24 protein-coding genes are annotated in these 25,785 nt (G+C 72.5%); 11 read left to right on the top strand and 13 right to left on the bottom strand.

Features of this window, described 5'->3' with window-relative positions:
- Positions 1 to 92 precede the first annotated feature (92 nt).
- Entirely contained in the window at positions 93 to 695 is a 603-nt protein-coding gene (locus tag ACIBK1_RS37940) for a TetR/AcrR family transcriptional regulator (protein WP_030510318.1), read from the top strand.
- Positions 692 to 1,600, top strand: a complete 909-nt coding sequence (locus ACIBK1_RS37935) for an SDR family oxidoreductase (protein ID WP_030510319.1) — start codon at positions 692 to 694, stop codon at positions 1,598 to 1,600. Before ACIBK1_RS37940 ends, ACIBK1_RS37935 begins: the two co-directional genes overlap by 4 nt.
- A 147-nt stretch (positions 1,601 to 1,747) precedes the next feature.
- Here the strand turns inward: ACIBK1_RS37935 and ACIBK1_RS37930 are convergent, their stop codons facing one another.
- Genes ACIBK1_RS37930 through ACIBK1_RS37920 form a run of 3 tightly spaced genes read right to left on the bottom strand, consistent with a single transcriptional unit; the run spans position 1,748 to position 3,721 of the window.
- Positions 1,748 to 2,545, bottom strand: a complete 798-nt coding sequence (locus tag ACIBK1_RS37930; RefSeq protein WP_051762170.1) for a crotonase/enoyl-CoA hydratase family protein — start codon at positions 2,543 to 2,545, stop codon at positions 1,748 to 1,750.
- Positions 2,546 to 2,560: 15 nt separating this feature from the next.
- Positions 2,561 to 3,340, bottom strand: a complete 780-nt coding sequence (locus ACIBK1_RS37925) for an SDR family NAD(P)-dependent oxidoreductase (RefSeq protein WP_076438470.1) — start codon at positions 3,338 to 3,340, stop codon at positions 2,561 to 2,563.
- 33 nt (positions 3,341 to 3,373) lie between these two features.
- Complete coding sequence (locus ACIBK1_RS37920; protein ID WP_030510322.1) at positions 3,374 to 3,721, bottom strand: STAS domain-containing protein; 348 nt, start codon at positions 3,719 to 3,721, stop codon at positions 3,374 to 3,376.
- Between the two features lie 353 nt (positions 3,722 to 4,074).
- Here ACIBK1_RS37920 and ACIBK1_RS37915 point away from each other — a divergent pair, with 353 nt between their 5' ends.
- Together ACIBK1_RS37915 and ACIBK1_RS37910 are read left to right on the top strand one after the other, a co-directional pair.
- Complete coding sequence (locus ACIBK1_RS37915) at positions 4,075 to 4,290, top strand: helix-turn-helix domain-containing protein (RefSeq protein ID WP_396740482.1); 216 nt, start codon at positions 4,075 to 4,077, stop codon at positions 4,288 to 4,290.
- Between the two features lie 21 nt (positions 4,291 to 4,311).
- Entirely contained in the window at positions 4,312 to 5,259 is a 948-nt protein-coding gene (locus ACIBK1_RS37910) for an RNA-guided endonuclease InsQ/TnpB family protein (RefSeq protein ID WP_396740512.1), read from the top strand.
- A gap of 35 nt (positions 5,260 to 5,294) precedes the next feature.
- Here the strand turns inward: ACIBK1_RS37910 and ACIBK1_RS37905 are convergent, their stop codons facing one another.
- The 4 genes from ACIBK1_RS37905 to ACIBK1_RS37890 form a co-directional block, all read right to left on the bottom strand.
- The gene (locus ACIBK1_RS37905; RefSeq protein ID WP_076438468.1) at positions 5,295 to 6,047 is read right to left on the bottom strand and encodes an energy-coupling factor ABC transporter ATP-binding protein; all 753 of its coding nucleotides are present in this window, start codon (positions 6,045 to 6,047) and stop codon (positions 5,295 to 5,297) included.
- Positions 6,044 to 6,808, bottom strand: a complete 765-nt coding sequence (gene cbiQ, locus ACIBK1_RS37900) for a cobalt ECF transporter T component CbiQ (RefSeq protein WP_030510325.1) — start codon at positions 6,806 to 6,808, stop codon at positions 6,044 to 6,046. The genes ACIBK1_RS37905 and cbiQ overlap by 4 nt, the downstream gene beginning before the upstream one ends.
- Before the next feature lie 162 nt (positions 6,809 to 6,970).
- Positions 6,971 to 8,020, bottom strand: a complete 1,050-nt coding sequence (locus ACIBK1_RS37895) for an energy-coupling factor ABC transporter permease (protein ID WP_030510326.1) — start codon at positions 8,018 to 8,020, stop codon at positions 6,971 to 6,973.
- 75 nt (positions 8,021 to 8,095) lie between these two features.
- Complete coding sequence (locus tag ACIBK1_RS37890; RefSeq protein WP_396740479.1) at positions 8,096 to 9,985, bottom strand: glycosyltransferase family 2 protein; 1,890 nt, start codon at positions 9,983 to 9,985, stop codon at positions 8,096 to 8,098.
- A gap of 146 nt (positions 9,986 to 10,131) precedes the next feature.
- Between ACIBK1_RS37890 and ACIBK1_RS37885 the strand changes: the two genes are divergently transcribed.
- The 4 genes from ACIBK1_RS37885 to ACIBK1_RS37870 all read left to right on the top strand — a co-directional run bounded on the left by ACIBK1_RS37885 (position 10,132) and on the right by ACIBK1_RS37870 (position 15,363).
- The gene (locus ACIBK1_RS37885) at positions 10,132 to 12,495 is read left to right on the top strand and encodes a GH1 family beta-glucosidase (protein WP_396740477.1); all 2,364 of its coding nucleotides are present in this window, start codon (positions 10,132 to 10,134) and stop codon (positions 12,493 to 12,495) included.
- Positions 12,496 to 12,591: 96 nt separating this feature from the next.
- Complete coding sequence (locus tag ACIBK1_RS37880) at positions 12,592 to 12,813, top strand: EF-hand domain-containing protein (RefSeq protein ID WP_030510329.1); 222 nt, start codon at positions 12,592 to 12,594, stop codon at positions 12,811 to 12,813.
- Between the two features lie 87 nt (positions 12,814 to 12,900).
- The gene (locus tag ACIBK1_RS37875) at positions 12,901 to 13,542 is read left to right on the top strand and encodes an acyl-CoA-like ligand-binding transcription factor (RefSeq protein WP_030510330.1); all 642 of its coding nucleotides are present in this window, start codon (positions 12,901 to 12,903) and stop codon (positions 13,540 to 13,542) included.
- 240 nt (positions 13,543 to 13,782) lie between these two features.
- Positions 13,783 to 15,363, top strand: coding sequence for an FAD-dependent monooxygenase (locus ACIBK1_RS37870; protein ID WP_396740475.1), 1,581 nt, complete (start codon positions 13,783 to 13,785; stop codon positions 15,361 to 15,363).
- Between the two features lie 4 nt (positions 15,364 to 15,367).
- On the opposite strand, the gene ACIBK1_RS37865 is transcribed toward ACIBK1_RS37870, so the two are convergent.
- On the bottom strand, positions 15,368 to 15,937 hold the full coding sequence (locus ACIBK1_RS37865; protein WP_030510332.1) for an isochorismatase family protein: 570 nt from the start codon (positions 15,935 to 15,937) through the stop codon (positions 15,368 to 15,370).
- An 89-nt stretch (positions 15,938 to 16,026) separates the two neighbouring features.
- Between ACIBK1_RS37865 and ACIBK1_RS37860 the strand changes: the two genes are divergently transcribed.
- Complete coding sequence (locus ACIBK1_RS37860) at positions 16,027 to 16,470, top strand: MarR family winged helix-turn-helix transcriptional regulator (RefSeq protein WP_036408055.1); 444 nt, start codon at positions 16,027 to 16,029, stop codon at positions 16,468 to 16,470.
- Between the two features lie 4 nt (positions 16,471 to 16,474).
- On the opposite strand, the gene ACIBK1_RS37855 is transcribed toward ACIBK1_RS37860, so the two are convergent.
- From ACIBK1_RS37855 to ACIBK1_RS37845, 3 genes are read right to left on the bottom strand one after another with little or no spacing between them, the layout of a single operon-like run.
- Complete coding sequence (locus ACIBK1_RS37855; protein WP_030510334.1) at positions 16,475 to 17,710, bottom strand: MFS transporter; 1,236 nt, start codon at positions 17,708 to 17,710, stop codon at positions 16,475 to 16,477.
- Positions 17,711 to 17,733: 23 nt separating this feature from the next.
- Positions 17,734 to 18,720 carry a hypothetical protein gene (locus ACIBK1_RS37850; RefSeq protein WP_396740472.1) on the bottom strand — a complete coding sequence of 329 codons (987 nt, stop codon included), beginning with the start codon at positions 18,718 to 18,720 and terminating at the stop codon, positions 17,734 to 17,736.
- A gap of 53 nt (positions 18,721 to 18,773) precedes the next feature.
- Positions 18,774 to 22,085, bottom strand: coding sequence for a BTAD domain-containing putative transcriptional regulator (locus ACIBK1_RS37845; RefSeq protein WP_396740470.1), 3,312 nt, complete (start codon positions 22,083 to 22,085; stop codon positions 18,774 to 18,776).
- A 124-nt stretch (positions 22,086 to 22,209) separates the two neighbouring features.
- Here ACIBK1_RS37845 and ACIBK1_RS37840 point away from each other — a divergent pair, with 124 nt between their 5' ends.
- Together ACIBK1_RS37840 and ACIBK1_RS37835 are read left to right on the top strand one after the other, a co-directional pair.
- Positions 22,210 to 22,749: a GNAT family N-acetyltransferase gene (locus ACIBK1_RS37840; protein WP_357314714.1), complete on the top strand. Its 540-nt coding sequence runs from the start codon at positions 22,210 to 22,212 to the stop codon at positions 22,747 to 22,749.
- A gap of 105 nt (positions 22,750 to 22,854) precedes the next feature.
- On the top strand, positions 22,855 to 24,702 hold the full coding sequence (locus ACIBK1_RS37835) for an FAD-dependent oxidoreductase (protein WP_396740468.1): 1,848 nt from the start codon (positions 22,855 to 22,857) through the stop codon (positions 24,700 to 24,702).
- 64 nt (positions 24,703 to 24,766) lie between these two features.
- Here ACIBK1_RS37835 and ACIBK1_RS37830 read toward each other — a convergent pair whose 3' ends face one another.
- Both ACIBK1_RS37830 and ACIBK1_RS37825 read right to left on the bottom strand, forming a co-directional pair.
- Positions 24,767 to 25,156 carry a nuclear transport factor 2-like protein gene (locus tag ACIBK1_RS37830; protein WP_030510339.1) on the bottom strand — a complete coding sequence of 130 codons (390 nt, stop codon included), beginning with the start codon at positions 25,154 to 25,156 and terminating at the stop codon, positions 24,767 to 24,769.
- Positions 25,153 to 25,710 (bottom strand): MarR family winged helix-turn-helix transcriptional regulator, encoded by a 558-nt coding sequence (locus ACIBK1_RS37825; protein WP_030510340.1) that lies wholly within the window; start codon positions 25,708 to 25,710, stop codon positions 25,153 to 25,155. The genes ACIBK1_RS37830 and ACIBK1_RS37825 overlap by 4 nt, the downstream gene beginning before the upstream one ends.
- Between the last annotated feature and the right edge of the window lie 75 nt (positions 25,711 to 25,785).

Below are 25,785 nucleotides of genomic sequence, written 5' to 3'. Positions count from 1 at the left end.
CCTGATCCGCCGGGATCATGCCGTCGAGTTGCGAGGAGAGACCAGACGGCGGTATTGATAAATGAACAGTCATTTATCAATGGGAGGGACCGGTGGCGGGACGACCCCGCGGAGTGGACGATTCGGTGATCCTGCGTGCGGTGGCCGAGGTGATCGGCAAGGTGGGTCCCGCCGGGCTGACCCTCGCCGCCGTCGCCGACGAGGTGGGGCTCGTGCCCGGCACCCTCGTGCAGCGCTTCGGGTCCAAGCGGGGGCTGCTGGTGGCGCTGGCGAGGCAGTCCGCACACGAGGCGGAGGCTCACCACGAGCGGCTGCGGCGGAGGCGTCCTTCGTCTCTGGAGGCGCTGACGGCGCTGGCCGAGGAGTCGATGGCCCTCATGGACACCCCGGAGCGCTTCGCCAACCACCTGGCTTTCCTGTGCATGGACCTCACCGATCCGGAGCTGCACGAGTACGCCCTGGCCGTCCACGAGGCGCAGCGAAAGGCGATCCTGGCCCTGCTCGACGAGGCGGTGGCCGAAGGAGAGCTGCGGACCGGGACCGACACCGCCGCGCTGGCCGAGTCCGTCCAGGCGCTGATCGCCGGCACCGGCCTGACCTGGGCTCTCGACCGGCAGGGCACGCTGCAGGAGCGGCTCCGGCAGGCGGTCACCGCGCTCCTGTCGCCCTATACCCGTTCGAAGGAGACGTCGTGAACGACAGACAGCCGCTCGCCGGGAAGGTCGCCCTGGTGGCCGGAGGCACGCGGGGCGGCGGACGCGGAATCGCCGTCGAACTCGGGGCCGCGGGCGCCACGGTCTACGTCACCGGCCGCAGCAGCACGGCCGGCCGCTCCGACCTGGACCGCCCGGAGACCGTCGAGGAGACCGCGGCACGGGTCACCGCCGCCGGCGGCGCCGGCATCGCCGTGCGCACCGACCACAGCGACCCCGAGGAGGTGCGCGCCCTGGTCGACCGCATCGCCGCCGAGCAGGACGGGCGGCTGGACGTCCTGGTCAACTCGGTGTGGGGCGGCGACGCGCTGACCGACTGGGAGCATCCCCTGTGGGAGCAGGACCTCGATACCGGCCTGCGGTTGCTGCGCCGGGCGGTGGACACGCACATCGTCACGAGCAGGTTCGCGCTTCCGCTGATGGTCGCCCGCCGGAGCGGCCTGGTCGTGGAGGTCACCGACGGCAACACCGCCCGCTATCGCGGCTCGTTCTTCTACGACATCGCCAAGTCCACCGTGATCCGCCTGGCCGTCGCTCAGGCCGCCGAGCTGAAGCCGTACGGCGTGGCGGCCGTGGCCGTGACGCCGGGCTTCCTGCGTTCGGAGGCGATGCTCGACCACTTCGGCGTGACCGAGGCCGGCTGGCGGGACGCGGTCGCGCAGGATCCGCACTTCGCCCGCTCCGAGACCCCCGCCTACCTGGGACGGGCCGTCGCCGCCCTGGCCGCCGACCCCGGCGTCATGACCAAGACCGGACGCGCCCTGGCCACCTGGGGCCTGTACAAGGAGTACGGATTCACCGACGCGGACGGCGCCCAGCCAGACTGGGCCGCCCACTGGGCCGACGTCCTGGAAGAGGAGCACGGTCCCCTCGGCGACCCGCTCTGACCCGGCTCGCACTGGCCCGGCTCGCACTGACCCGGCTCGCACTGACCCGGTTTCGCGCTGACCCGGTTTCGCGCTGACCCACCGACCCGGAGATGGCTCGGGGCGCCCCTGGCCGGGGCGCCCCGAACGGTCCTGCGAGGGGTGTGATCACTCGCCCTTCCAGACGGGAGCGCGCTTCTCGGCGAAGGCCGCCGCGCCCTCCATCGCGTCCTTCGAGCCGAAGACGGGCGCCATGATCTCGCCCTGCCTGCGGAACATCTCCTCGCGCGACCAGTCGGCCGACTCGACGATGATCCGCTTGGTCGCGGCGAGCGCCAGCGGCGCGTTCGCGGCGATCGTGCGGGCCAGTTCGAGCGCGCCGTTGAGCGCCTCGCCCGGGTACGTGATCCGGTTGACCAGGCCCAGCTCGTACAGCCGGGCGGCCGGGTAGTGGTCGCCGGTGAGGGCGATCTCCATGGCGACGTGATACGGGATCCGGCGCGGCAGCCGCATGATCCCGCCCGCGCCGGCGACCAGGCCGCGCTTGGGCTCCGGCAGGCCGAACTTGGCCTCCTCGGACGCCACGACGATGTCGCACGACAGCGCCAGCTCGAAGCCCCCGGCCAGCGCGTACCCCTCGACCGCGGCGAGGATCGGCTTCTTCGGCGGCGCCTCGGTGATGCCGCCGAAGCCCCGGCCCTCGACCACCGGCATGTCACCGGTGAGGAAACCCTTCAGGTCCATGCCTGCGGAGAACGTGCCGCCGGCCCCGGTGAGGACGATCGCGGACACGTCGGGGCTTTCGTCCAGCTCGTCCAGGGCGGCCGCGATCCCGCGCGCCACCGCGCCGTTCACGGCGTTCCTGGCCCTGGGCCGGTTGATGGTGACGACGGCCACGCCGCCGTCGACGATCTCTACGAGTACCTCGTCCGGCTCGGCGGCCGGCCCGGAGTTGACCTCGGACACCTGACCTCACTCGGCTTACTTGGGCTGGAAGCGGATGCCGCCGTCGAAGCGGATGACCTCGCCGTTCATGTAGTCGTTCTCGATCAGCGCGCGCACCAGGTGGCCGAACTCGGAAGCCTTGCCGAGCCGCTTGGGGAACGCCACCGGCCCGATGAGCTTGGCCTTGAACTCCTCGGCGTTCTTGTCGCCGATCTTCCCGTAGATCGGGGTGTCGATGATGCCGGGGGCGATGGTCAGCACGCGGACGCCGATGGCCGCGAGGTCGCGGGCCGCGGGGAGGGTCATGCCGATGATGCCGCCCTTGGACGCGGAGTACGCCACCTGGCCCGTCTGGCCTTCGATGCCGGCCACCGACGCGGTGTTGATGACGACGCCGCGGGCGCCGTCCTCGTCCACGGGCTCGGTCGCGGCCATGGCCGCCGCGCCGATGCGCATGAGGTTGAAGGTGCCGATCAGGTTGACGTCGATCACCCTGCGGTAGGACGCCAGGTCGTGGGGGGAGCCGTCCCGTCCGACGGTGCGCTGCGCCCAGCCGATGCCGGCGCTGCTGATCACGGCGCGCAACGGCTTGCCGGTGGCGACCGCCGTCTCCACCGCGGCCTGCACCGACGCCTCGTCGGACACGTCGGTGTGGGCGAACACGCCGCCGATCTCGTCGGCCAGCGCCTTGCCGCGCTCCGCGTTCAGGTCGGCCACGACCACGGTCGCGCCCACGCGGGCCAGCTCGCGGGCCGTGGCCTCGCCGAGGCCGCTGGCACCGCCCGAGATGATTGCTGCTGCTCCGTTCAGATCCATAGCCGGACCTTAACGCGCGAACCGAATGAAGTTCTACTCGGGGTGCTGCAAAATCGCGGTATCGACGTCGGGGTAGACCTTGATGCGCCGGTCCAGGCCGGTCGTGCGCAGGATGCGGGCCACCGGAGGCTGCGGTGAGGCGAGGCACACCCCGCCGCCCTCGCTCGTGGCGAGCCGCCAGGCCTCGATGAGCACGCTCAGCCCACTCGAGTCCATGAACGACAGCTCGCCGAGGTCCAGCACGAGCGTCGGGCCGTCGTCGCGTATGGCGTCCCGTATCTCGTCACGCAGGAACGGCGCCGTGAACAGGTCGAGCTCCCCCTCCACCGCCACCACCACGACGGCGTTGGAAAGCGATTGGCGCGCGAGCCGCAGCTTCATCGTCGGGACCTCCTCAGCTCCGGCCCACTTTACTTATCCATCAGAACCTCGGCAGGGGACCGTCGCCTTCAGGCGACGGGGGATGCGGTCCCTGATTGGTTTTCTGCCTGGGCTGATCGCGGATGCCTTTCACCTGCGCGATTGGATGGGGGGTGCCGACGATGATCCTCTGACTCCTCAGGTGCGCACCCTGCTGGATGCCTGGATGCGGCCTATGACCTCGGGTACCAGGTGGTGCGGGAACCGCCGTCCCGGCCGCAGGTCGGCGGGCTGGTATTTCGAGCTGCCTCCGGTTTTGTCGGCGCCTTCCAGTAGCGTGGTGTTCTGATTACTGTAGGTGAAGGGGTGGGTGTGTGCGCCGGTCGTTCAAATTCCTGCTGCGCCCCACCAGCAAGCAGGCTGCCTCGCTCGCCGCCTGCCTTGAGGATCACCGGCAGCTCTACAACGCCGCCTTGGAGCACCGGCGCACTGCCTACAGTAAGGCGGGCGTGAGCGTTCGGTACGGCGACCAGTCGGCCGATCTCAAGCACATCCGCGCCGATGACGCCGGGGGTCAGGGCCGGTGGTAGTTCTCCTCGCAGCAGGCCACGCTGCGGCGGTTGGACAAGGCGTTCGCCGCGTTCTTCCTCCGCGTCAAGGCCGGACGCACGCCCGGGTTCCCCAGGTTCAAGGGGCGCGGCTGGTTCGACACAGTCGAGTGGCCCAAGGACGGCGACGGCTGCCGGTGGGACTCCCAGCCTGAACACCTGGCCGCGACGTTCGTCCGGCTGCAGGGCATCGGCCACGTGCGGGTGCATCAGCACCGCCCAGTCCAGGGGCGGGTGAAGACGATCAGTATCAAGCGGGAAGGAACCCGCTGGTATGTGATCCTGTCCTGTGACGCGGTTCCCGCCGAGTCCCTGCCTGCGGCGGGCGCGGCCGTGGGCCTGGACATGGGCGTGGCGTCGCTGGTCACCACCAGCGACGGGGAGCCTCTGGCCAATCCGCGCCACCTGGCCGCCTCCGCCGGCCGTCTGGCGACGGCCCAGCGGGCCCTAGCCCGCAAGAAGCGGAGGTCCAAGCGGCGGCGCAAGGCGGTGGCGCGGGTGGTGGCGCTGCATGCCAAGGTCCGCCGTCAACGTCTTGATACCGCGCACAAGGCGGCGCTCACGCTGGTCCGCGGCTATGACGTGATCGTGCATGAGGACCTGCAGATCGCGAACATGACCCGCAGCGCGTCCGGCACGATCGGACAACCCCGGCGGACCGTCGCCGCCAAGTCGGGGCTGAACCGGAGCATCCTGGACGCGGGTTGGGGGGTGTTCCTGCGTGTGCTCGCGCACAAGGCTGAAAGCGCCGGTCGAGAGCTGATCGCAGTGAACCCCGCCAATACCTCCCGCACCTGCTCGCGCTGCGGGCACTGCGCGAAGGACAACCGCCTCACCCAAGCCCAGTTCCGATGCCAGGTGTGCGGCCACGAGGCGCACACCGACGTGAACGCGGCCAAGAACATTCTCAGGGCAGGGCTTGCCCTTCGCGACGCGGCGGAAGTGGCCTAGCGAGAAGCCGCTCCCTTCGGGGAGCGGAGGAGTCATCACCCTGGCTGAGCAGGGACGGCGAAGCCGTAGGGAAGTTCGAGCCGGTGCGCGGCCAGCAACCGCTCGTCGGCGAGCAGCGCACGCGTCGGTCCGTCGGCCGCGATCACCCCCTCGGACATGACGAGCGAACGCTCACACAGCTCCAGCGCGTACGGCAGGTCGTGGGTGACCATCAGCACGGTCACGTCCAGGCTCTTGAGGATCTCGGCCAGTTCGCGGCGGGACGCCGGGTCGAGATTCGACGACGGCTCGTCGAGGACGAGGATCTCCGGCTCCATCGCCAGCACCGTGGCCACCGCCACCCGCCGGCGCTGGCCGAAGGACAGGTGGTGCGGCGGCCGGTCGATCGCGTCCAGCATGCCGACCCGCTCCAGCGCGTCGCGCACGCGGCGGTCGAGTTCCGCGCCGCGCAGCCCGAGGTTGGCCGGGCCGAACGCGACGTCCTCCCGCACGGTCGGCATGAAGAGCTGGTCGTCCGGATCCTGGAACACCAGCCCGACCCGGCGGCGGATCTCCCGCAGGGTGTCCGCGCGTACGGGGAGCCCGGCCACCTCGACCGTCCCGTGGCCGGCTGTGAGGATGCCGTTGAGGTGCATGACGAGGGTGGTCTTGCCCGCGCCGTTCGGGCCGAGCAGGGCGACCCGCTCCCCCCGCTCGATCGTCAGGTCCACGCCGTACAACGCCTGCGTCCCGTCGGGGTAGGCGTACGCGAGCCTGCTCACCGTGAGCGAGGGGCTGCCGGAGGTCATGTCGTGCTCCACGCCAGTAGGGCCGTCACCGCGGCGAGGCAAGGCAGCATGCCCGCCATCGCCCAGTCTCGCCCAGTTGCCGATATATCCCTAATCGTTGGCATCTCACCCGTGTAGCCGCGGCTCAGCATGGCGAGGTGGACCCGCTCCCCCCGCTCGTACGAGCGGATGAACAGGGCGCCCGCCGACTTCGCCAGCACGGGGGCCTGCCTGAGGTCCCTGGCGACGAATCCCCGCGACTCCCTGGCGACCCGCATGCGCCGCATCTGGTCGAGGATCACGTCCAGGTAGCGCAGCATGAACGTCGCGATCTGCACGAGCAGCCGGGGCAGCCGCAGCCGCTCGGCGCCGAGCAGCATCATGCGGGGTTCGGTCGTGGCCGCCAGCAGGATCGAGGCGACCACCCCCAAGGTGGCCTTGGCCAGGATGTTCCAGGCCGCCCACAGGCCGGGGGCGCTCAACGACAGGCCGAGCACCTGCACCCGCTCGCCCGTGCCGATCAGCGGAATCGCCAGCGCGAACAGCACGAACGGCACCTCGACCGCCATGCGCCGCACGATCGCACCCGCCGGCACCCGGGCGGCGGCCGCGACGGCGGCCAGCAGCAGCGCGTCGACGGCGAAGGCCCAGAAGCGCTCGCGCGGCGTGGCGACCACGAACACCGCGAACGCGACGACCGCCGCCAGCTTGCACTGGGGCGGCAGCCGGTGGACGGGCGTGTCGGCGGGCCGGTAGATCGGGTGATGGTGACCGGCGCTCACTTCGCACTCACCGTGTCATCATCGCCGACCCTCCCCGCCCGGCATGCGGGCAGGGCGCTCACGGCCTCGCCGTCGCCGTGCTCGGCGAGCCCGCCCGGCTCACCGGGCTCAACGGGGTCACCGGGTTCATCGGGTTCACAGGGTTCATCGGGTTCACAGGGTTCACCGGGCGCTCGCGGGCGTCATCGCGTCGGCTCCCCGCCGACGGCGGCGGATGACGTAGAACACGCCGCCTCCGGCCACGACCGTCAGCGCGACCCCCGCCACCCCGGCCAGGCCGCCGGACAGCCGCTGGTTCTCCACGCCCTTGATGCTGTATCCGGCCAGCGGGCCGTTCTCCGCCGTGTGCGGCTTCTCCTGCGCGCTCAGGCCCTTGTCGGCCGCCACCTTCTCCAGCCCGTCGGGGGCACTGGAGGCGTAGAACGAGACGACGCCGGCCAGCAGCACGGCCACGAGCGCGCCGCCCACCAGGACCGGGCGCAGGCCCATCCCGGCCGAGGGAGCCTCCGGAGCCGCCGGCCCGACCTGGACATCCCCCTCGGCGGTGCGCAGCGTCAGCGCCCTGGTCATCCCGCGCGCGCCGTACACGAGGTCGGGACGCACGGCCAGCACGCTGCTCACGGTGAGCGCGGTGATGAAGCCCTCGCCGAGCCCGATGAGCAGGTGCACGCCGCCCATCGCGGCCGCGACCGAGCCCAGCTCGATCGGCGCGGTGCCGCCGAGCCAGAACAGGGCCGTGAACACGAGTGCCGCCGCGGGGACGGAGACCAGCGCCGCCACGAACGACCCGGCCACCAGAGTCGCGCGCCCGCGCGGCGCCCCCCTGGTGATCAGCCGGAATACCGCCCAGCCGACGACCGCGGTCACGATCGCCATCAGCGTGATGTTGACGCCCAGCGCGGTCAGGCCGCCGTCGGCGAAGAAGAATCCCTGGACGAGCAGCACGACCGCGACGCATAACACGGCGGTGTAGGGCCCGACGAGTATCGCCGCCAGGGCCCCGCCGAGCAGGTGACCGCTGGTGCCGGCCGCCACGGGGAAGTTGAGCATCTGCGCCGCGAAGATGAACGCGGCCACCAGACCCGCCATGGGGGCGGTCCTGTCGTCGAGCTCCCGTTTGGCGCCCCGAAGGCATACGGCCACCCCTGCGGCCGCGAAGACCCCGGCACCGACGGACACGGGGACGTCAAAGAACCCATCGGGCACGTGCACGGCTATAACCCCTTCGAAACGGGCGAATCTCCTCACACTTTAGAGCACTGGGTTGTAGTTGCAAATGATTCGCAATTAGCGCTGCCGCAGGGTCCTGGCCATCCGCCTGACCACGGTCAGCGGGGTCGCCACGCGCACCGACACGCTGAGCCGCCGGTTGACCGCCGTGGCGTACGGCCGGACGGTCCACTGCGCCACTCCCCCTCGCAGCGCGCCGCGCCACCACCGCAGGGGCCGGTCCAGCGCGTCGGCCTCGGCGACCTTGACTGGGAAGCGCACCGGAGGACCGCCGAGGCCGAGTTCGAGGTAGGCGTCCCAGATGCCGGGCCGCAGACGTGCCGTCTCGGCCGCGAACTCCCGTGGCCCGACCGCCATCGCCCGCTCACGGTGTTCGCGTCCCGACGCCCGCTCGCGCCAGATCAGGTGCCGTACGGCCGCGGCGGCGGCCTCCTCGCCCACCAGCGCCCTGCCCTCGACCCGCAGCCGCCTGCCCCGCCACCACGTCCGCGCCAGCCGTACGACGGCGGGGACCCGGACGACGTGCCCTCCGAGGTCGAGGCCGAGGTGGCCGTGGGACCGGGTGAGGAAGGGCACCGCGACGACCCCGCCCACCAGGTGGGCGGCCGGAACGCCCGCTCCGGGTTCGCGGCGGGAGCCGAGCCGGGCGAGCCTGCGCGCCCCCTCGCACTCGACGGCCACGTGGACGTCCCACACGCCGGGCGGCAGCGCCGCCACGTCGAGCACGGCGGTGAAGGATCCCGAGGCGGCGGTCCCGCCGCGGGTCACGAAAGGAACGCGCTCCTGGCGCGACATGCGCTCGCGCAGCACCAGGCCCACGGTGCCGGTCAGCACAGCGCCCTTGAGCGAAGTGCCGTTCAGCGCGGCGCCTTCATGCGCGGCGCCGTCCGGGCCCGCGCCGGCCGATGCGCCGTCCGCGTCGCCCAGGGCGGCCCACCCCTCGATCACCAGGCGGTCGCCCCGCCATTCGGCGCCGGTCAGCCGATGCCGCAGCGGCGCCGCCTCGACGAGCGCGAGCCGTACGAGCCGGTCGGGGTCGTCGAGCGCGGCGACACGGGCGGCGTCGACGCCGTCGAGACCGGCGCGCACGCCCGGCGTCAGCCACTGGCCGCAGATGTCGGCCACCTCGACGGCGATCTTCTCGCGCTCGGCCTCGCACGCCGCCAGGAACGGCACCCCGAGCTGGGCCAGCACGTCACGGCGCAGGTGCCGCAGGAGCAGGCGGTCGCGCAGCGCGCCGGGCGGCACGTGCCGCGCCATGACCTCGATGGGCGTGCGGACCACGCGCAGCCAGCCGAGCGGATCCCGCGCGGACGCCTCGCCCCCGCCCTCCGCGTGGTAGCAGTCCCCGTCCGCGACCACCGAGATCACCCGCGCGTGGCAGTACGCGTGGACGGCGAAGGTCATGTCCTCGCCACGCCGCTGCGTCTCGTCGAACCGGATGGCGTGCCGATCCAGGAAGTCCCGGCGGAAGAGCTTGAAGCAGGACAGATCGTCGTAGACGGCGGTTAAGGAGGCCCTGTCGGCGCTCTCCCGCAGTCCCTGGCGGGCGCCGGCGACTTTTCCCACGACGACGTCGGCGCCGTTCCGGTCGGCCGCGGCCACCAGGCGGGCCAGCGCGTCGGGGGCGAGGTGGTCCCCCGCGTCGCAGAAGAAGACGAATCTGCCGGCCGCGCGCTCAAGTCCACGGTTGCGGGCGCCGCCGGGCGTGCCGGGCTGGGCGTCCTGGATCACGGTGATCAGTCGCCGGTGGTGTGCGGCGTAGAGGCCGAGCAGCGCGCGGGTTCCGTCCCGGGAGCCGCCGTCGACCACCACGATCTCCTTGGCGACCCGCTGCACGAGCAGCGAGGTGAGGCAACGGTCGAGCGACGCCCGGCGGTTGTACGCCGGGACGACGACGCTGACGTCGATCCCCCGATCGGCGCCCTGGTCACTCCCCGTATCCATTGCCTTTCATTATGTGCCGACGACCCGCCCCACCCCCGTCTGCGCCGCGCCGGGCGCGCTAATCAGGTCCGCCGGTACGGAGTAGCGGGTCCGGCGCGCGAGGCGGCAAACTGAGCGCTCACCGAGTCACCGGGGGTTTCGCGTCGATGCGTACCGCGTTGTTCCCAGAGGGTTTCGTCTGGGGAGTGTCCACGTCCGCGTTCCAGATCGAGGGCGCCACCGACCGCGACGGCCGGGGCCCCTCGATCTGGGACGCCTTCGCGGGCGGGGGGTACGGCGACCCGGCCTGCGACCACTACGGGCGCCACCCGGAGGACGTCCGGCTGATGCGGGACCTGGGCCTCGCCGCCTACCGGTTCTCGGTCAGCTGGCCGCGCGTGCTGCCCGGGGGGCACGGCCACGTCAACGGGCCGGGGCTCGACTTCTACGACAGGCTCGTGGACGAGTTGCTGCAGGCGGGCATCGCGCCGTACGCGACGCTGTACCACTGGGATCTGCCGCAGGCGATGCAGGACGCCGGGGGATGGACCGCACGCGACACCGCCTACCGCTTCGCCGACTACGCCCAGGTCGTGTACGACAGACTCGGCGACCGCGTGGACACCTGGTTCACGTTCAACGAGCCGTGGGTCGCCGCCTTCCTCGGCCACGCCTCGGGGGTGCACGCCCCGGGCCTGCGGTCGGCGGCCGACGCCTTCGTCAGCGCCCACCACATGCTGCTCGCGCACGGGCTGGGCCTGGAGGCGCTGCGCGCGCGGGGCGCCGCGAAGGCCGGCGTCGTGCTGAACCTCTCCCCCGTCCTCACCCCCGCGCAGCTCGGGGACATGTCCAGCGGCATCCCCGAAGAGGACGCCGAGGCGGTGGCGCGGATCGACGCCCTGCACAACCGCCAGTTCCTGGAGCCGGTGCTGCGCGGCCGCTACCCCGCCGAGCTGCTGCCGCTGATCGAGAAGGCCGCCGGGCTCGGCCACATCCGCGACGGAGACCTCGACCTCATCGGCCGGCCCATCGACCTGCTGGGCGTCAACTACTACACGCCCATCGCGGTGCAGGCCCAGCCCAGTGCCCCGGCCGACCCGGCCTTCCCTGGCAGCGAGGGCGTCCTGTTCTGCAGCGTGCCCACGGCCGTCACCGCGATGGGCTGGCCCATCATGCCGAGCGGCCTGTCCCTGCTCCTGCGGCGCCTGTCGGAGGAGTATCCCGAGACCGAGCTGATGATCACGGAGAACGGCGCCGACTTCGAGGACGTCGTCACCGCCGACGGCATCCACGACGTCGACCGGATCAGCTTCGTCGAGGAGCACCTGCGCGCCCTGCGGACCTCGATCGACGAGGGCGCGCGGGTCCGCGGCTACCTGCTGTGGTCGCTGCTCGACTGCGTCGAATGGGCGGACGGCTATCGGCGCAAGTTCGGCATCGTCCACGTCGACTTCACCACGCAGCGGCGGCTGCTCAAGGACAGCGCGCTGTGGTATCGCGACGTCATCGCGCGCAACGGGCTCGGGGCCGAGCGGCCGAAGCGGCCCACGCTCGAGACCGTCGCCGCCCGTGCGGGCGTCTCCCGGGCCACGGTCTCGCGGGTGGTGAACGGGGAGGCGCGGGTCAGCCCCGACGTGCGCGCCGCCGTGCTGCGCGCCGTCCAGGAGCTGGGCTACGTGCCCAACGCCGCCGCCAGGAGCCTCGTCACCCGGCGGACCGACTCGGTCGCCCTCGTCCTGTCGGTCCCCCGGCATGGCGGCGAGGCGCTGACCTCCGCCGTCGTCCAGTACGTCACCAGCGTCCTGGAAGGGGCCGGCAAGCAGATCACGCTGATGCTCGCCGACACGGCCGAGAGCCATCGGCGCATCATCCGGCACGTGGAGGCGCGGCAGGTCGACGGAGTCGTGCTCGTCCCCCCGGACGGCCCGGACACGCTCACCGAGCGGCTCGCCCGCACCGGGGTGCCGGTCGTGCTGCTCGGCAAGCCCGCGATCGCCTCCCTGGTGCCGCATGTGGACGTGGACAACGCGGGCGGCGCGAGGGCGGCCACCCGGCACCTTCTCGACCGGGGTCGCCGCCGCATCGGCGCGGTCTGCGGCCCCATGGACCTCGTCGCCGTGAAGGACCGCCTCGCCGGGCACCTCGCCACGCTCCACGAGGACGGGCTGCGGCCGATGGTCGCGCTCGCCGGCCTGGACAGCGAGTCGGGCGCCGCCGCCGCCCGCGAGCTGCTGTCCGGCGGCCAGACGCGGCCCCTCGTGGACGCCGTGTTCGCCACCTCCGACGAGCTGGCGATCGGCGTGATGGAGGCGGCGCGTGAGAGGGGACTGGGGGTGCCGGAAGACCTGGCGGTCGTCGGCTTCGGCGACATCCACGCCGCCTCCTGCACCACCCCGGCGCTCACCACCGTCCGGGTGCCCGCCGCGGACCAGGCCCTGGCCCTGGCGCGGCTGCTCCTGTCCCGCCTCGACGGCCGCCACACCAGCCCCGTCGTCCTCCCGACGCGCCTGGTGGTCCGCGCCACGACGTGACCGGGTGGACGGCGCAAAGCTCGGCCCGCCATCGATCTTTTGTGCCGTACGGCATAGGTTGTCTGGAGTCGTCCCCCGGTGCGAAGGCAGGTCCTGGTGACTCACGAACTCAGCCACGAGCGGTTCGAGACCCTCAAGCGCGAATTCGAGGCGATCGACGGCGACGGTGACGGCTTCATCACCGAGGCGGAGCTGCGGTCGTACTTCCCCGACCTGCCGCCGGAGGCCATCGGCGCGCTCGACCGGGTCGCCGACGTGGACGCCGACGGCCGGTTCTCGCTGGAGGAGTTCATCCGCCTGACCGGAGCGCGCGACTGACGCGCTTGTCGGTCAAAAAGTGCGCCTCCCGCAAAAATACGTCTCACGCATCTTTGCGTCACACGCAAATAGTTGTAGGGTGATGGCGTGAGCAGGGAAGGCGAGCGCCCGGGGCTGCGCGAGCGCAAGAAGCAGGAAACGCGCATCGCGTTGAGCTGGGCGGCGATCCGGCTCGCCGTGGAGCGCGGGCTGGAGAACGTACGCGTGGAGGACATCGCTGCGGAGGCGCGCGTGGCTCCGCGGACCTTCAACAACTACTTCTCCAGCAAGGGCGAGGCGATCGCCGCCAGGCACCTCGACCGCGCCCGCCTGATCGCACAGGAGCTTCGCCGCCGCCCGGCGTCGGAGCCTCTGTGGGAGGCCATCAAGATCGCCGTGATCACCCAGCTCGCGATGGGTGCGAGCTACGACGCCAGACAGCCGGACCAGCAGTGGCAGACGGGAATCCGGCTCATGGTCAGCGAGCCCTCGTTGCAGGGCGAGATGCTCAAGGCCAACGCCATCGCCGAGGACGAGCTGGCCGCAGCGATCGCCGAACGGACCGGCACCGACGTCGCCCGCGACCTCTACCCGCGCCTGGTGGCGGGCGCGGCCGGGGCCGCGATCAGAGTGGCGATGGACCAGTGGTTGCGGGCCGATCCCCCGGTGCCCGTCAAACCCCTCATCGAGGACGCGCTCGACCGGCTCTCCGCCGGGCTGCCCGAGCCCGGAGCAGAAGCCCGGCCCTGACAGAAGAACCACCCTCGGGCCCGAACCCGCGATGTGACGTGCCGCTCCGGCACGCCGCCCGGCCTTTCACGCCCTGACGCGGGCGCCGTAAGCACCCGGCGCCGTCCCGTCACCCGCCATGCGGCGACACCGCCATGCCCCGAGTTCGCCATGCCTGGAAAGCGCCATGCCAGGCAAGTGCCACGCCTTTCATTCGCCATTCCTTCGCCATGCACGCCGAATCCCCAGGGAGGGACCACCATGACCGCCGACGTCGTGATTGCCGGAGCCGGACCGAACGGGCTGATGCTCGCCTGCGAGCTGAGCCTTGCCGGAGTGCGGCCGATCGTGCTGGAACGCCTGAACGGGCAGACCAAGGAGAACCGGGCCAACGGACTCGTCGGCCAGGTCGTACGCGCCCTCGACCGCCGTGGGCTCCACGAACGCCTGAGCGGCAGCGCGGAGCCGCCCCGGCCGAGCCCGGCCTTCGTGTTCGGCGCGATGCCCCTCGACCTGGGCAGGCTCGACGACAATCCCATGTACGGCTTGGCGGTGCCGCAGCGCCGGATCGAGCAGGTGCTGGAGGAGCGCGCCCTCGAACTCGGGGTGGAGATCCGCCGGGGACACGAGCTGACCGGGCTCTCCCAGGACGAGGACGGCGTCACCGCGGAGATCGCCGGCCCCGAGGGGCCCTATCGGCTGCGAACCCGCTACCTCGTCGGCGCGGACGGCGGGCGCAGCGTCACCCGCAAGCTGTGCGGCATCGGCTTCCCCGGAGTGACCAGGGACGACTCGGTCTCCCGGGGCGGGCACGTCAGCATGCCCGCCGAGCTGATCGACCCGGTCACCGGCGGGCTGAACGTGCCCGGCTACGGACCGATCCCCCCGTTCATGCACCACCGCACCGACCACGGCATGTTCGTGTACGCGCCGTTCCCCACCGGAACGCTGGTGAACGCCACCGAGTGGAACCAGGACGGCGGCGACGAGCCGATGAGCCTGGACGAGCTGAGGGAGAGCGTGCGCCGCGTGCTCGGCGTCGACCTGCCGTTCGGCCCGCCCGAGGGCCCGGGCCCGCACCAGTTGCGCCGCCTGAGCGGCGGCAACACCCGCCTGGCCGAACGCTTCCGGGACGGCCGGGTGCTGCTGCTGGGCGACGCCGCGCACGTGCACAGCGCGATCGGCGGTCCCGGCCTCAACCTGGGCCTCCAGGACGCGCTCAACCTCGGCTGGAAGCTGGCCGCCGAGATCCACGGCTGGGCCCCGCCCGGCCTGCTCGACACGTACGAGACCGAGCGGCGCCCGGCCGCAGAGCGCGTCGTCATGCACACACAGGCGCAGGCGGCGCTCATCGCCCCCGGGCCCGAGGTCACGGCGCTGCGCGTGCTGTTCGGCGAGTTGCTGCGCGACGCGCGGACCACCAAGCACATCGCGGACCTGATGTCCGGTGCGGACATCAGGTATGCCCTTGAGGGAACCCACCCCCTCACCGGGCGCCCGGCCCCCGACCTCGTGCTGGAGACGGAGACCGGCTCCGTACGGCTGGCCGAGCTGACCAGGACCGCCCGGCCGCTGCTCATCGACCTGACGCCGGACGCCGCGCTCGCCGGGGCCCTCGACGGCCGGCGCGACCGCGTGGACCTCGTCACCGCGAAGACGAGCGGGGAAGGTCTCCCCACCGCGCTGCGCTGTGCCCCCGCCGCGCTGCGCTGTGCCCCTACCGCTTTGCTCGTGCGCCCCGACTGCTACGTCGCCTGGGCGTCGGACTCCCTCCACCCCGACGCCAAGGAGCTCGACACCCTGCGTACGGCCCTGGCCTCCGCCTTCGGCGCCGATCGCTGAAGGGTCAGGCGAAGGCGGCCAGGATCGACTCGGTCGTGTCGATCTGCGCGATCCGCGGCAGGATCACCCCGAGAGCGTTCTCGTGGGCCGAGGCGACGAGGTCGGTGACCGCGTCGGAGGCCACCGCGATCTCGTAGCCCCGCTCCCGGGCGCCGCGCGCGGTGGACTCCACGCCGATGCTGGTGGAGATTCCCGCCAGCACGATCCCCGTGATCTTCCGGCGGCGCAGTTGCAGGTCGAGCTCGGTGCCGTGGAAGGCGTCCCAGCCGCGCTTGGTGATCGGGATGTCGGTCGGCCCGTCGGGTACGCGCTCGTCATAGTCGGCGAAGTCGGGAGCGGGCGCGATCGCGGGCCCGGGCGCGTCCGTCCGGGCCCGCAGCACGTCACCGCCGTCGGGGGAGAACGCCACCCGCACCCGCACGACCGGAAGGCCGCGCTCGCGCGCGGCCCCCGCGAGCCGGGCGGCGTTGGCGACGACCTCGGCCGCCGGATGCACGGTGGGCAGGGCGGTGATCCCCTTCTGCAGGTCGATCAGGACGACGGCCGTACGGTCGTCGAGCAGTGTGACGGGCATGTGAGCTCCTCCAAATATAGACAGCAAGACTGTACAGCCATGCTGCATAGATTGCCAGCAATGCTGTCTATCTCGGCTACGCTGAGCCCATGAGGGACGCGTCCGAGGTCGCCGCCGAGCTGCGGCTCGTGGTCGGGCAACTGGTCAGGCGGGTGCGCGAGGACGACCCGATGCCTCCGGGGGTCATCGCGGTGATCGGCCTGCTCGGCCGGCAGGGCCCGATGACCACCAGCGAACTGGCCGCCGCCCGGCGGGTGCGCCCGCAGTCGATGGCCCGCACCGTCGGCCAGCTGATCGACCAGGGGCTCGCCGAGCGCGGCACGCATCCCGTCGACGGCCGCAAGGCCCCCGTCTCGCTGACCGCCGCCGGGCTCGACGCCCTGGAACAGGTGCGCACCCGGCGGGCCGACTGGCTCGCCGAGGCGATCGAGGACACGCTGTCCCCCGCCGAGCGGGAGACGCTGGCGGGCGCGGTGGACCTGGTTCGCCGCCTGGTCGACTGGGAGCCGTCCGGGCCGGGAAACCGCACATGAGCCGTCAGCCGGTGGCGCCGGACAGCTCCGGGTTCTGCTGACGGATGGGCGTGAAGAACGCGGCGACCGCGATCAGCAGGCAGGTCGCCCCGGCCAGCACGCAGACCACCGCGACCCCGTGGCGCTGCGCGCCCCAGGTGAGCACGGCCGCCCCCGCCGGGCCCAGCGCGTAGTGGATCGTCCAGAAGGCCGAGGTGACCCTGCCGAGCAGGTGGTCGGGGGTGACCTGCTGACGCAGCGACATCGAGCAGATCCCGGCCACGCTGACGCAGGCGAGATAGGCGGCGGCCGTCCCCGCGGCCACCGGGAGGCCGGTGGACACGCCGAGTCCCACGATGGCGAGCCCGGCGACCGCGATCGCCCCGATCCAGGACGCGCCGAACCCCAGCCGGCGGCGTACGGGACCGACGAGGAGCGAGCCGGCGACGGTGCCCAGCGCGGCGACCGCGAGCACCACACCGACGGCGCCGTCGGACTGGCCGAGGTCGTGCTTGAGGTGATAGATCAGCACGTCGGTCAGTCCGAGGGTCAGGAAGATGAAGAAGGACAGCAGGACGGTCAGGGCACGCAGCACCGGCTGCCGCCACAGGAAACGGGCCCCGGCGAGCAGCTCGTGCCAGGGCCCCCGTGCCTCCTCCGGCGAGGGCGAGGGCGCCGGCTGCCGCCTGAGCCGGATCAGCAGGACGCCGAGCGCCGAGACCCCGAAGCTGGCCGCGTTGATCGCGATCGCGGCCGTGGGCCCGAACCAGCCCGCCACCACCCCGGCCAGCAGCGGCCCACCGATCCCGGCAGCGGCGGCGGTGGCGCCCAGCCGCCCGTTGGCCTCGGTGATCCGGTCCGCGTCGACCAGGCCCCGCACCGCCGTGACGTACGCGACCTGGAAGACCATGCCGATCGCCTCGCTGAGCGGCAGGACCACGTAGAGCAGCCAGACCTTCGGCCCGAAGGCCCAGGCGACCGGGACGACGCCATACAGGGCCATCCTCGCCACATCGCACCAGATCAGCAGGCGCCTGCGGTCGAGCCGGTCGACCAGCACCCCGGCGAAGACCCCCGCCGCCACCGACGCGGCGCTCGCCAGGCCGGTCAGCAGGCCCATCTGCGCGACCGACCCCGTCACGTGCAGCACGAGCAACGGGACAGCGATGAGGGCGAACGAGTCCCCCGCGACCGACAGCGTCTGGGACGCCCAGAACACGGTGAAGTTCCGGTCACGCCACAGCGATGATCCTTCCGTCACCCCATCATGCTGCCGTATGTCGATCAGGTGCGGGGACGGCGGACGACGGGCACGGGCTGACCACGGCGCCCGGCCTCGGCGCGCAGGCGCCTCCTGAGCGTCCTGCCCTGCCCGGCGAACGACCGGAACCGATCGCGGCCGCTCCCCGCGAGGCTCCAGTCGTTCAGTGCCCGCTCGACCCGTACGCCGAGCCGGTCGCCCGCCCCCGTCGCGGTCCCGACGAGCACCACGTTCTCCTGCCACTCCATCTGCGGGCCGTGCCGATGGAAGGTGAGGCACACCGGCCCTGCGACGGCGTCGACCCCCGCGGGCAGCAGCAGGTCGAAGCCCGCCTCGGTGCGTGCGGCCGATCGGGTGCGCACGGCCAGCGGCATGCCGCCGTCGCCGACCATGGTGACGACGGGCTCGCCGAGGCGGGCCGCACGGTCGGCGAAGGGCCGCCAGTCGGCCGGCGCGGCGGACCGGCTCGGCAGCCGGGGGCCGTTCGGGGCGGGGTCGGAGACGGGCGCGGCCGCCGCACCGGGCCGGGTCCACACCTCCGGTGTCCCGGACAGGTCGCCCTCGGGCCACCAGACGATCCGCTCCGGGGTGACCTCCACATAAATGCGGGCGAAATACCACCCCAGCCGCTTCGTCAGGAACCACGGCATCCCGGCGAAACCGGAGCCCGCCTTGGCCAGGGACTCCCGGACGTACCTGTCGGTGTTGGCCTGCAGATCGGCGTCGCGTACGGCGGCCAGGCCCTGCACGAGGACGACGGGCGGCCGGTCGAGTCCGGTGCCCTCCGCGGAGGAGTACAGGAGCGCGACGCGCGGGTCGCGGCGGGCGCGCTCCGCCTTGTCGGGATAGGTGAGGCCGGTGCTCACGTCGAGCGTGCCGCCCGCGCCGACGTACGGCGTGACCGGCCAGGTGACGGGCCGCCCGTCGCGGGTGAGCGAGGCGTACTCGCAGACGACGGCGCGGTCGAACAGCTCGGCCGCCTCGCGCGGCCAGGTGGTCAGGGTGGACATCATGTCTCCAGGGGTGTGGGCGGCGATGTGGAGACAGCGTGCGTTTCCCGCCCTTATGAGCACTTGTCGAGGGCTTGCCGTGCCCTGAACAGCCAGTAGCCCGCACCCGCCTCCTCCAGGACGCGCACCGCCTCGCGCAGATGGGCCCGTGCTCCCGCGCGGTCCCCCAGCGCCAGCAGCGCCTCGCCCAGGTGGCCGTCGTACGCCCCGTCGACGGTGGTGCAGGTGCCGTTCACGTGCAGCAGGCCGGCGAAGGGAAGGAGCGCCTCGTAGACCTCCCGCACGACGTCGAGCTCGCCCAGCCGGATCGCCGCGTGCAGCCGGCACATGGTGGCCATCGCCCAGTTGTAGTCGCGCCCCGGGAGAGGGGTCTCCCGCAGCAGCCGCAGGGCACGGTCACGCTCGCCCAGGTCCGCCAGCGCGTACGCCAGGACGTAGGCGAGCCCCGCCAGGCCCGTGCGCCGGAACATCTCCTCGATCCATGCCACCTCCGCGCCGAGGCGGTCCTCCTGAAGGAGCGTCTCGGCCCGTATGGCGAGCATGCCCACCTCGTAGTACGCGAGGTCGGAGAAGGACAACGACGCCCTGACCGGCTCGAAGTGGCGGGTCGGCTCCGGCACGCCCTGGAACAGGTCGAGCCCCGCGTGCGCGATCGCCGCCTGCAGCGCCAGCGTCGGGTTGTGCAGGTCGCGCAGCAGCGCGTCGGTCTCCGTCAGCAGCTCGCGCGCCTGCGCCACCCGGCCGTGCTCGACGAGATGAGCGACGAGGTGGAGCTGTGCGATCACCCTGAGCTGGGACGACAGATCCGGCTCCGCCAGCAGGCGCCGCGCGGTCCCGGCCAGCCGGTCGATGAAGTCCGGCCCCTGCATGGCGAGCAGCCGCAGGTGGAGCACGCGCCGCAGCAGCAGGGGGTCGCCCAGGCGCTCCGCCGCCGCCACGGCCTGTGACGAGACCCGGTCGACCAGGTCCTCGCCGCCGGTCTGGGCCAGCACAACGGCCCGCACGGCCTGCGCGGACGCCCAGGCGGGCACGTCTCGCGGCAGCTCGCGCACCGCGCGGTCCATCGACTCCGCAAGGACGCGCACGTCGAGATCATGCCGGAAGGGGACCCAGACACCGTGCCCCATCGCGATGTCGGCGGCCCTGACGGCCCGCTCCAGGTCGTCTCCGGCGAGGGCCAGCGCCTGTTCGATCGCCCTGTAGCCCTCGTCGTATCGCCCGGCGGCGTAGCGGCTGTCGGCCAGGCCGACCGCGAGCTCGAACCGCTCGGCCGCATCCGCCCCGGCGAGCTCGGCCGCCGCCAGCGCCTCCTGCCACGAGGTGGCCGCGTCGTCGGGCGCGTGCCTGCGCATGGCCGCGCGCGCGGCACGTGCGGCGTAGTCCATCGCCATTCGGGCCTGCTCCTGGCCCAGCTCGGCCGCCGCCAGCCAGTGCCGCGCGATGGCCGCCGCCTGGTCGTCCCGGTCCCCGTGCACACGGGTGAGCACGCCGGCGAGCCGCGCGTGCACGCCCGCCCGCCAGAGGCGGGAGCGGCGCGACAGCAACGCGTCGGTCACCAGGGCGTGCGCGAAGGCGTACCCGCCCAGCCTGGCGCCCGACTCGCGGATCAGACCGGCCGCCAGTGCCGCCTCCAGCGACGGCACCAGGTCGCCCAGGTCACGCCCGGCGGCCTCGGCCACGACCCGCGCCTCGAACTCGTCGCCCGCGACCGCGGCCAGCTCCAGCAGGGCGGCCGTCTCCTCCCCCAGCCCGGTCACCCGGTGCAGCACGACGTCGAGCACGCCACGCGGCAGCTCCTCGCCCGCCCGGGCCAGCTCGGCGAGGAAGAACGGGTTCCCCCCGGTGCGGCCGCGCAGCTCCCCGGCCTTCCGGCTGCCCGGGTCGCGGCCGGACAGCTCCCGCACGAGCGCGCGCACCTCCTCGGTCGCGAGCCCGTCGAGCCCCAGCCTGCGCGCGCCGAGCCGGGACAGCGCCGACAGGGTGGCGGTCAGCGCCGACGTCTCGTGCCGCCGGAAGCTGGCCACGACCAGCAGGCCCGGTCGCGCGGTGGACGCGATGTGGACCAGCAGGCGCAGCGTCGCGTCGTCGGCCGCGTGGACGTCCTCAAGGACGACGGCCACCGGGCCGAGATCGGCAAGGAACGTCCCGACCGCCTCGAAGAACCGCAGCCGCGCCCCCTGCGCGTCGTACGCCGGGATCGCCTCCACCCCGCCCGACAGGAACGTGCGGACCTCCTCGGGCAGGACGGCCCCGGCGGCCGCGTCCGCGAGGTCGCGCAGCACCTGCTCCCACGGCCACAGAGCGGGCGCCGTCTCGTGGTCGGGGCTCGACCCCCACCCCACCGGGACGCCGGCGGTCGCGCGGAACCTCCTGAGCAGGCTCGTCTTGCCGACCCCGGGCTCGCCGTCCACGAGCACGACCTGCCGGCCCGCAGCCGCCGTCGTCAGGGCGCCGGCCAGGAACTCCAGCGCGCTCTCGCGTCCCACGAACGGCCCGTCGTCCGCGCGCCGCCCCGGGTCACGTCGCTGCGGGTCGCGTCGTCCCGGGTCGCGTCTTCCAAGGCCTGACCGTCTCGGGGGCGGCGCGACGGGCCTCGCCGCCGCGGTCAGCGCGGCGTCCTGGCGCAGCACGGCGGTCTCCAGCTCGCGCAGCCGGGGCCCGGGATCGATGCCCAGCTCACCCGCCAGCACCTCGCGCACCCTGCGCAGGCACTCCAGCGCCGCCGCCTGGCGGCCCGATCGATAGTGGGCCAGCGCGAGCAGTTCCCAGGCCCGCTCCCGCAGCGGGTTGTCGTGCACGAACGGTTCGAGCCGCGCGACCACGTCCGTGTGGCGGCCCAGCTCCAGCAGCGCCCCCGCCAGCCCCTCGACCGCGTCGAGCCGCAGCTGCTCCAACCGGGCGATCTCCGGCCGCGCCCACTCCTCGGACCGCACGTCGGCGTACGCGTCGCCCCGCCACAGGGCGAGCGCCCCGGTGAGCACGGCCGCCGCCTGCTCGTGCCGTCCCTCGCCCAGGTGCCCCGACCCCGTGGACACCAGGCCGTCGAAGTCCCGTGTGTCGAGGTCGATTCCGCCGGTCATCAGGCCGTACCCGTCCGCCGCGCTGACCAGGACCGTGGCCGGCGCGCCGGCCTTCCGGCCGGGTTCCAGGCGGCGGCGCAGGTTGGAGACGTACACCTGGAGGCTGCCCTGCGCGCTCGCGGGCGGGCTGCCGTCCCAGAGCCGGTCGGTCAGCACGTCCGTAGGGAGCACCCGATCGGCGTTCATGACGAGGAGGGCCAGGAGCGCTCGCTGCTTGGGCGGTCCGGCCGGCACGGCCTGCCCGGCCACGACGAGTTCCATGGGACCGAGGACGTTCAGCCGCACGCGCCAATGCTAGGGAGACGGCGTGAACCGGTCCAGCCGTCACTTTCCCGGCCTGCCGCACGGCACCGGCGGAGATACGATCGCCCGGCGGTGCGGACGGTACACGAGCGGAGGAAAGGGCCATATGGCGGACGAGGAGACCACGATCCGGCTCATCCGGGTGGACGACGCCGAGGTGATCGCGGCGCACCGCGCCCGCGACAGGCGCGCGTACGCCGCCTGGGAACCGGCCCAGCCGGACGAGTTCTACACGGCGGCCGGGCAGCGCCGGCGCATCGAGACGCTGCTCGGCGAGCACGACCGGGGCGAGCGCTGGCCGGCGGTCATCCTCGCGGGCGGCGAGGTCGTCGGCCAGGTGACCGTGAGCACGATCCTGCGCGGCCCCTTCAGGAAGGGCTTCCTGGGCTACTGGGTCGCCTCGGCCTTCGACGGCCGCGGGCACGCGACCCGGGCGGTGGGCCGGATACTCACCGTGATGGCCGGGGAGCTCGGGCTACACCGCGCGGAGGCGCACACCCGGATGGACAACCTGGCCTCGCAGCGGGTGCTGCGCGCCAACGGCTTCCGCCCCTGGGGGGTCGCGCACGCGCACATCCACCTCGACGGCGCATGGCATGACGAGGTGTTCTGGGAACGAACACTGGACGACGCGCCCTCGTCTTGACCATCGCCTGGGACACCAGTTGCACACCCTCGGCGCGTCGCGGGCCGTCGCATGACCATGACCCCCACACTCACCCTCCGTAACCGAATCGCGGAGGAGGAGTTCGTGGTCTCAATCGACCGTCGGGGATTCGCCAGGCTGGCCGGGCTCGGCGCGGTGGGATCGGTCATCGGTCCGGCTCTGGGCACCGCCCCCGCCTCGGCGGCGCGCGCGCCGTACACGGGAGAGCGCTGGCAGACCTGTCTTCGGGTGGCGCGCGACCACCTGCTCGTCGACAAGGACGGCAACGACCTCAAGCACCGATATCTGCAGGTGCTCATCGACAAGGGCCTGCCCAAGGCCCGTACGCCCAAGAAGGTCCTGATCGTCGGCGCCGGGATCTCCGGCCTGGTCGCCGCGACGCTGCTGAAGCGGGCCGGGCACCACGTCACGGTCATCGAGGCCAACGGCAACCGGATCGGCGGCCGGATCAAGACCTTCCGGACGGGCTTCCAGGACAGGAGGCAGTACGCCGAGGCGGGGGCCATGCGCATCCCGGACTTCCACCCGCTGACGCTGGCGCTGATCGACAAGCTGGGGATCAGCCGCCGGCCCTTCTACAACGTCGACGTGCCGCCCGGCGCGGTGCCCCGCGGACCGGTGCCGCCGGTCGTCTACAGCTCATACACGGGACAGGTGTGGCGTTCCGGCCCGCCCAAGGGCGCCTTCACGGCGCCCCCGCGCGTGAACCACACGTTCATCCACGTCAACGGCATCACCCAGCGGCGCGACGAGTACGCCAGGGATCCGCGCAGGATCAACGCGTCGTTCGGTCTCAGGGACGACAGGACCGCCGCCGAGATCCTCGACGCCGCCCTGGACCCGGCGAGGGACTACTTCTCCGTACGCAAGGGCGCCAAGCGGATCGACAAGCCGCTGCCCGAGCAGATCGAGGGCTGGGCCCGCCTGCTGTACGACTTCGACGGCCACTCGATGTACGCCTACCTCAAGGAGCACGCGAAGCTCGGCGACGAGGCGATCGACGCCATCGGCACGCTGGAGAACCTCACCTCCCGGCTGCCGCTGTCGTTCATGCACACGTTCCTCACCCGCAGCCTCGTCAACCCGGCCGTGACCTACTGGGAGATGGCCGGCGGCAGCAGGGAGCTGCCGTACGCGCTGGAGCCGGGCCTGCGGGGCGAGATCCGCATGGACCGCCGGGCGGTGCGGATCGAGACGTCCGGACGCGGCGTGCGCATCGCGACGGTCAGCGAGGCGGGCAGCACGGAGTCGGAGTTCACCCTTCAGACGCCACGGGAGACGTTCGAGGGCGACGTCGCGATCATCACGGTCCCGTTCTCCGCGCTGCGCCACGTCGAGATCGCGCCGGCCCTGTCTTACCGCAAGCGCCGCTCGATCATGGAACTGCACTACGACTCCGCCACCAAGGTGCTGCTGGAGTTCCGCAGGCGCTGGTGGGAGTTCACCGAGGAGGACTGGAAGCGCGAGCTCGGCGGCCGCTACCGTCCCGGCCCGGTGACGCACACTACGGGCGGCGGGTCGGTCTGCGACAACGCCAACCGGTTCATCTACTTCCCTTCGCACCCGGTGCCCGGCAGCGATGGCGGGGTCGTGCTGGCCAGCTACTCGTGGGCCGACGACGCGACCCGCTGGGACTCGATGGACGACGAGGAACGGTACGGCTACGCGCTGCGCGGGCTCCAGGAGGTGCACGGAGACCGGGTCGCGGAGTTCTACACCGGCCGCGGCCAGACCCAGAGCTGGATGCGCAACCGCTACGCCTTCGGCGAGGCCGCGGTCTTCACGCCCGGCCAGATGACCGAGATCCACCCCGCCATCGCCGTCTCCGAGGGCCCGCTGCACTTCGCCGGCGAGCACACCTCGCTCAAGCACTCCTGGATCGAGGGCGCCCTGGAATCGGCCGTACGCGTGGCCCTCGAGGTCAACGGCTGACCCACTACTCCCGCGGGGCCCTTCGTGCCCGGGGCCCCGCGGGTTTATACGAGCGGGCCGGGGGTCACCGCCGGGGGTCCGGCTCGATTTCGGCTCGCATCGGCTGCCAGGGCGACGCGTCGAACACCAGCATGATCGAGACGATCTTGCCGTCGTCCAGGCGGAAATGCTCGGCGGTGCGCTGCGTGCCGGCCGGCGTCGCGGTGTGCACGTCGTAGACGAGCGTCGCCTCGGCTTCGCCGTACAGCTCGCTGATGAGGTCGACCCCGGTCACGATCGACACGAACCCCGGCAACGTCGCCAGATGCCCGGCCCGGTCGCCGGAAGTGAAGAACGGGCTCTGGAACCGGAAGGGCTCCCCCAGGTGCGCCGCGGCGGCGGTCGCGTCCCCGCGGAAACGGGCCTCGTGATATCCGCGTACGGCGCGGCGCGTCTGTTCCAGGGTGGCGGTCATGGCTGGGATCCGATCTGACGGAGGTGGGCGGACAGGCGCTGCTGGTTGGCGGCCAGGCGCAGGCAGAGGTCGCGCAGGACGACCAGCTCTTCGGGCGTGAATCCCCGGAACAGCGCCTTCATGGCGAGCCGTGACGGCGTGCGGAAGTCCTCGATCCACTTCCGGCCGGCCGGGGTGATCTCGGCGAGGACCGAACGCCGGTCACCCGGGTCGGGGACCCGGCGGACCAGCCCGTCGCGTTCGAGGGTGTCCACCAGGCCGGTGACGTTGCGGGAGCTGACCCCGGCGGCCCGCGCGAGCTCGCCGATGCTGATCCCCTGCTCGCGTGCGGCGAGCCGGATCAGCACGTCGAGAGCGCCCGCGCTGACTCCCCTGCCCTCGGAGCCGTGGGAGCGGAGGCGGTCGACCGCGTGAGACGCGGTGCGGACGGCCGCGCTCGCCTCGAACGCGGGCAGATCACCGTCGTCACCGGCGATCCACGCCATCGCCGCCCTGGCTCGCGGGTCGTAAAGGTAGCCGTCGGGATCGTTCTCAAAGGTATCTACATCCTTCATAGTAAGAACATAGATTAGTACGTACTTCCAGATTTTTCGACAGACTGCCGGAAAAGCAGGCCGGCAGGCCCGCTC

Origin of the sequence: Microbispora rosea (assembly GCF_044460045.1) — a bacterium.
Taxonomy (GTDB): domain Bacteria; phylum Actinomycetota; class Actinomycetes; order Streptosporangiales; family Streptosporangiaceae; genus Microbispora; species Microbispora rosea.
Note: the sequence above shows the minus strand (reverse complement) of the source record. Positions and strands in the feature narration are given on the sequence as shown.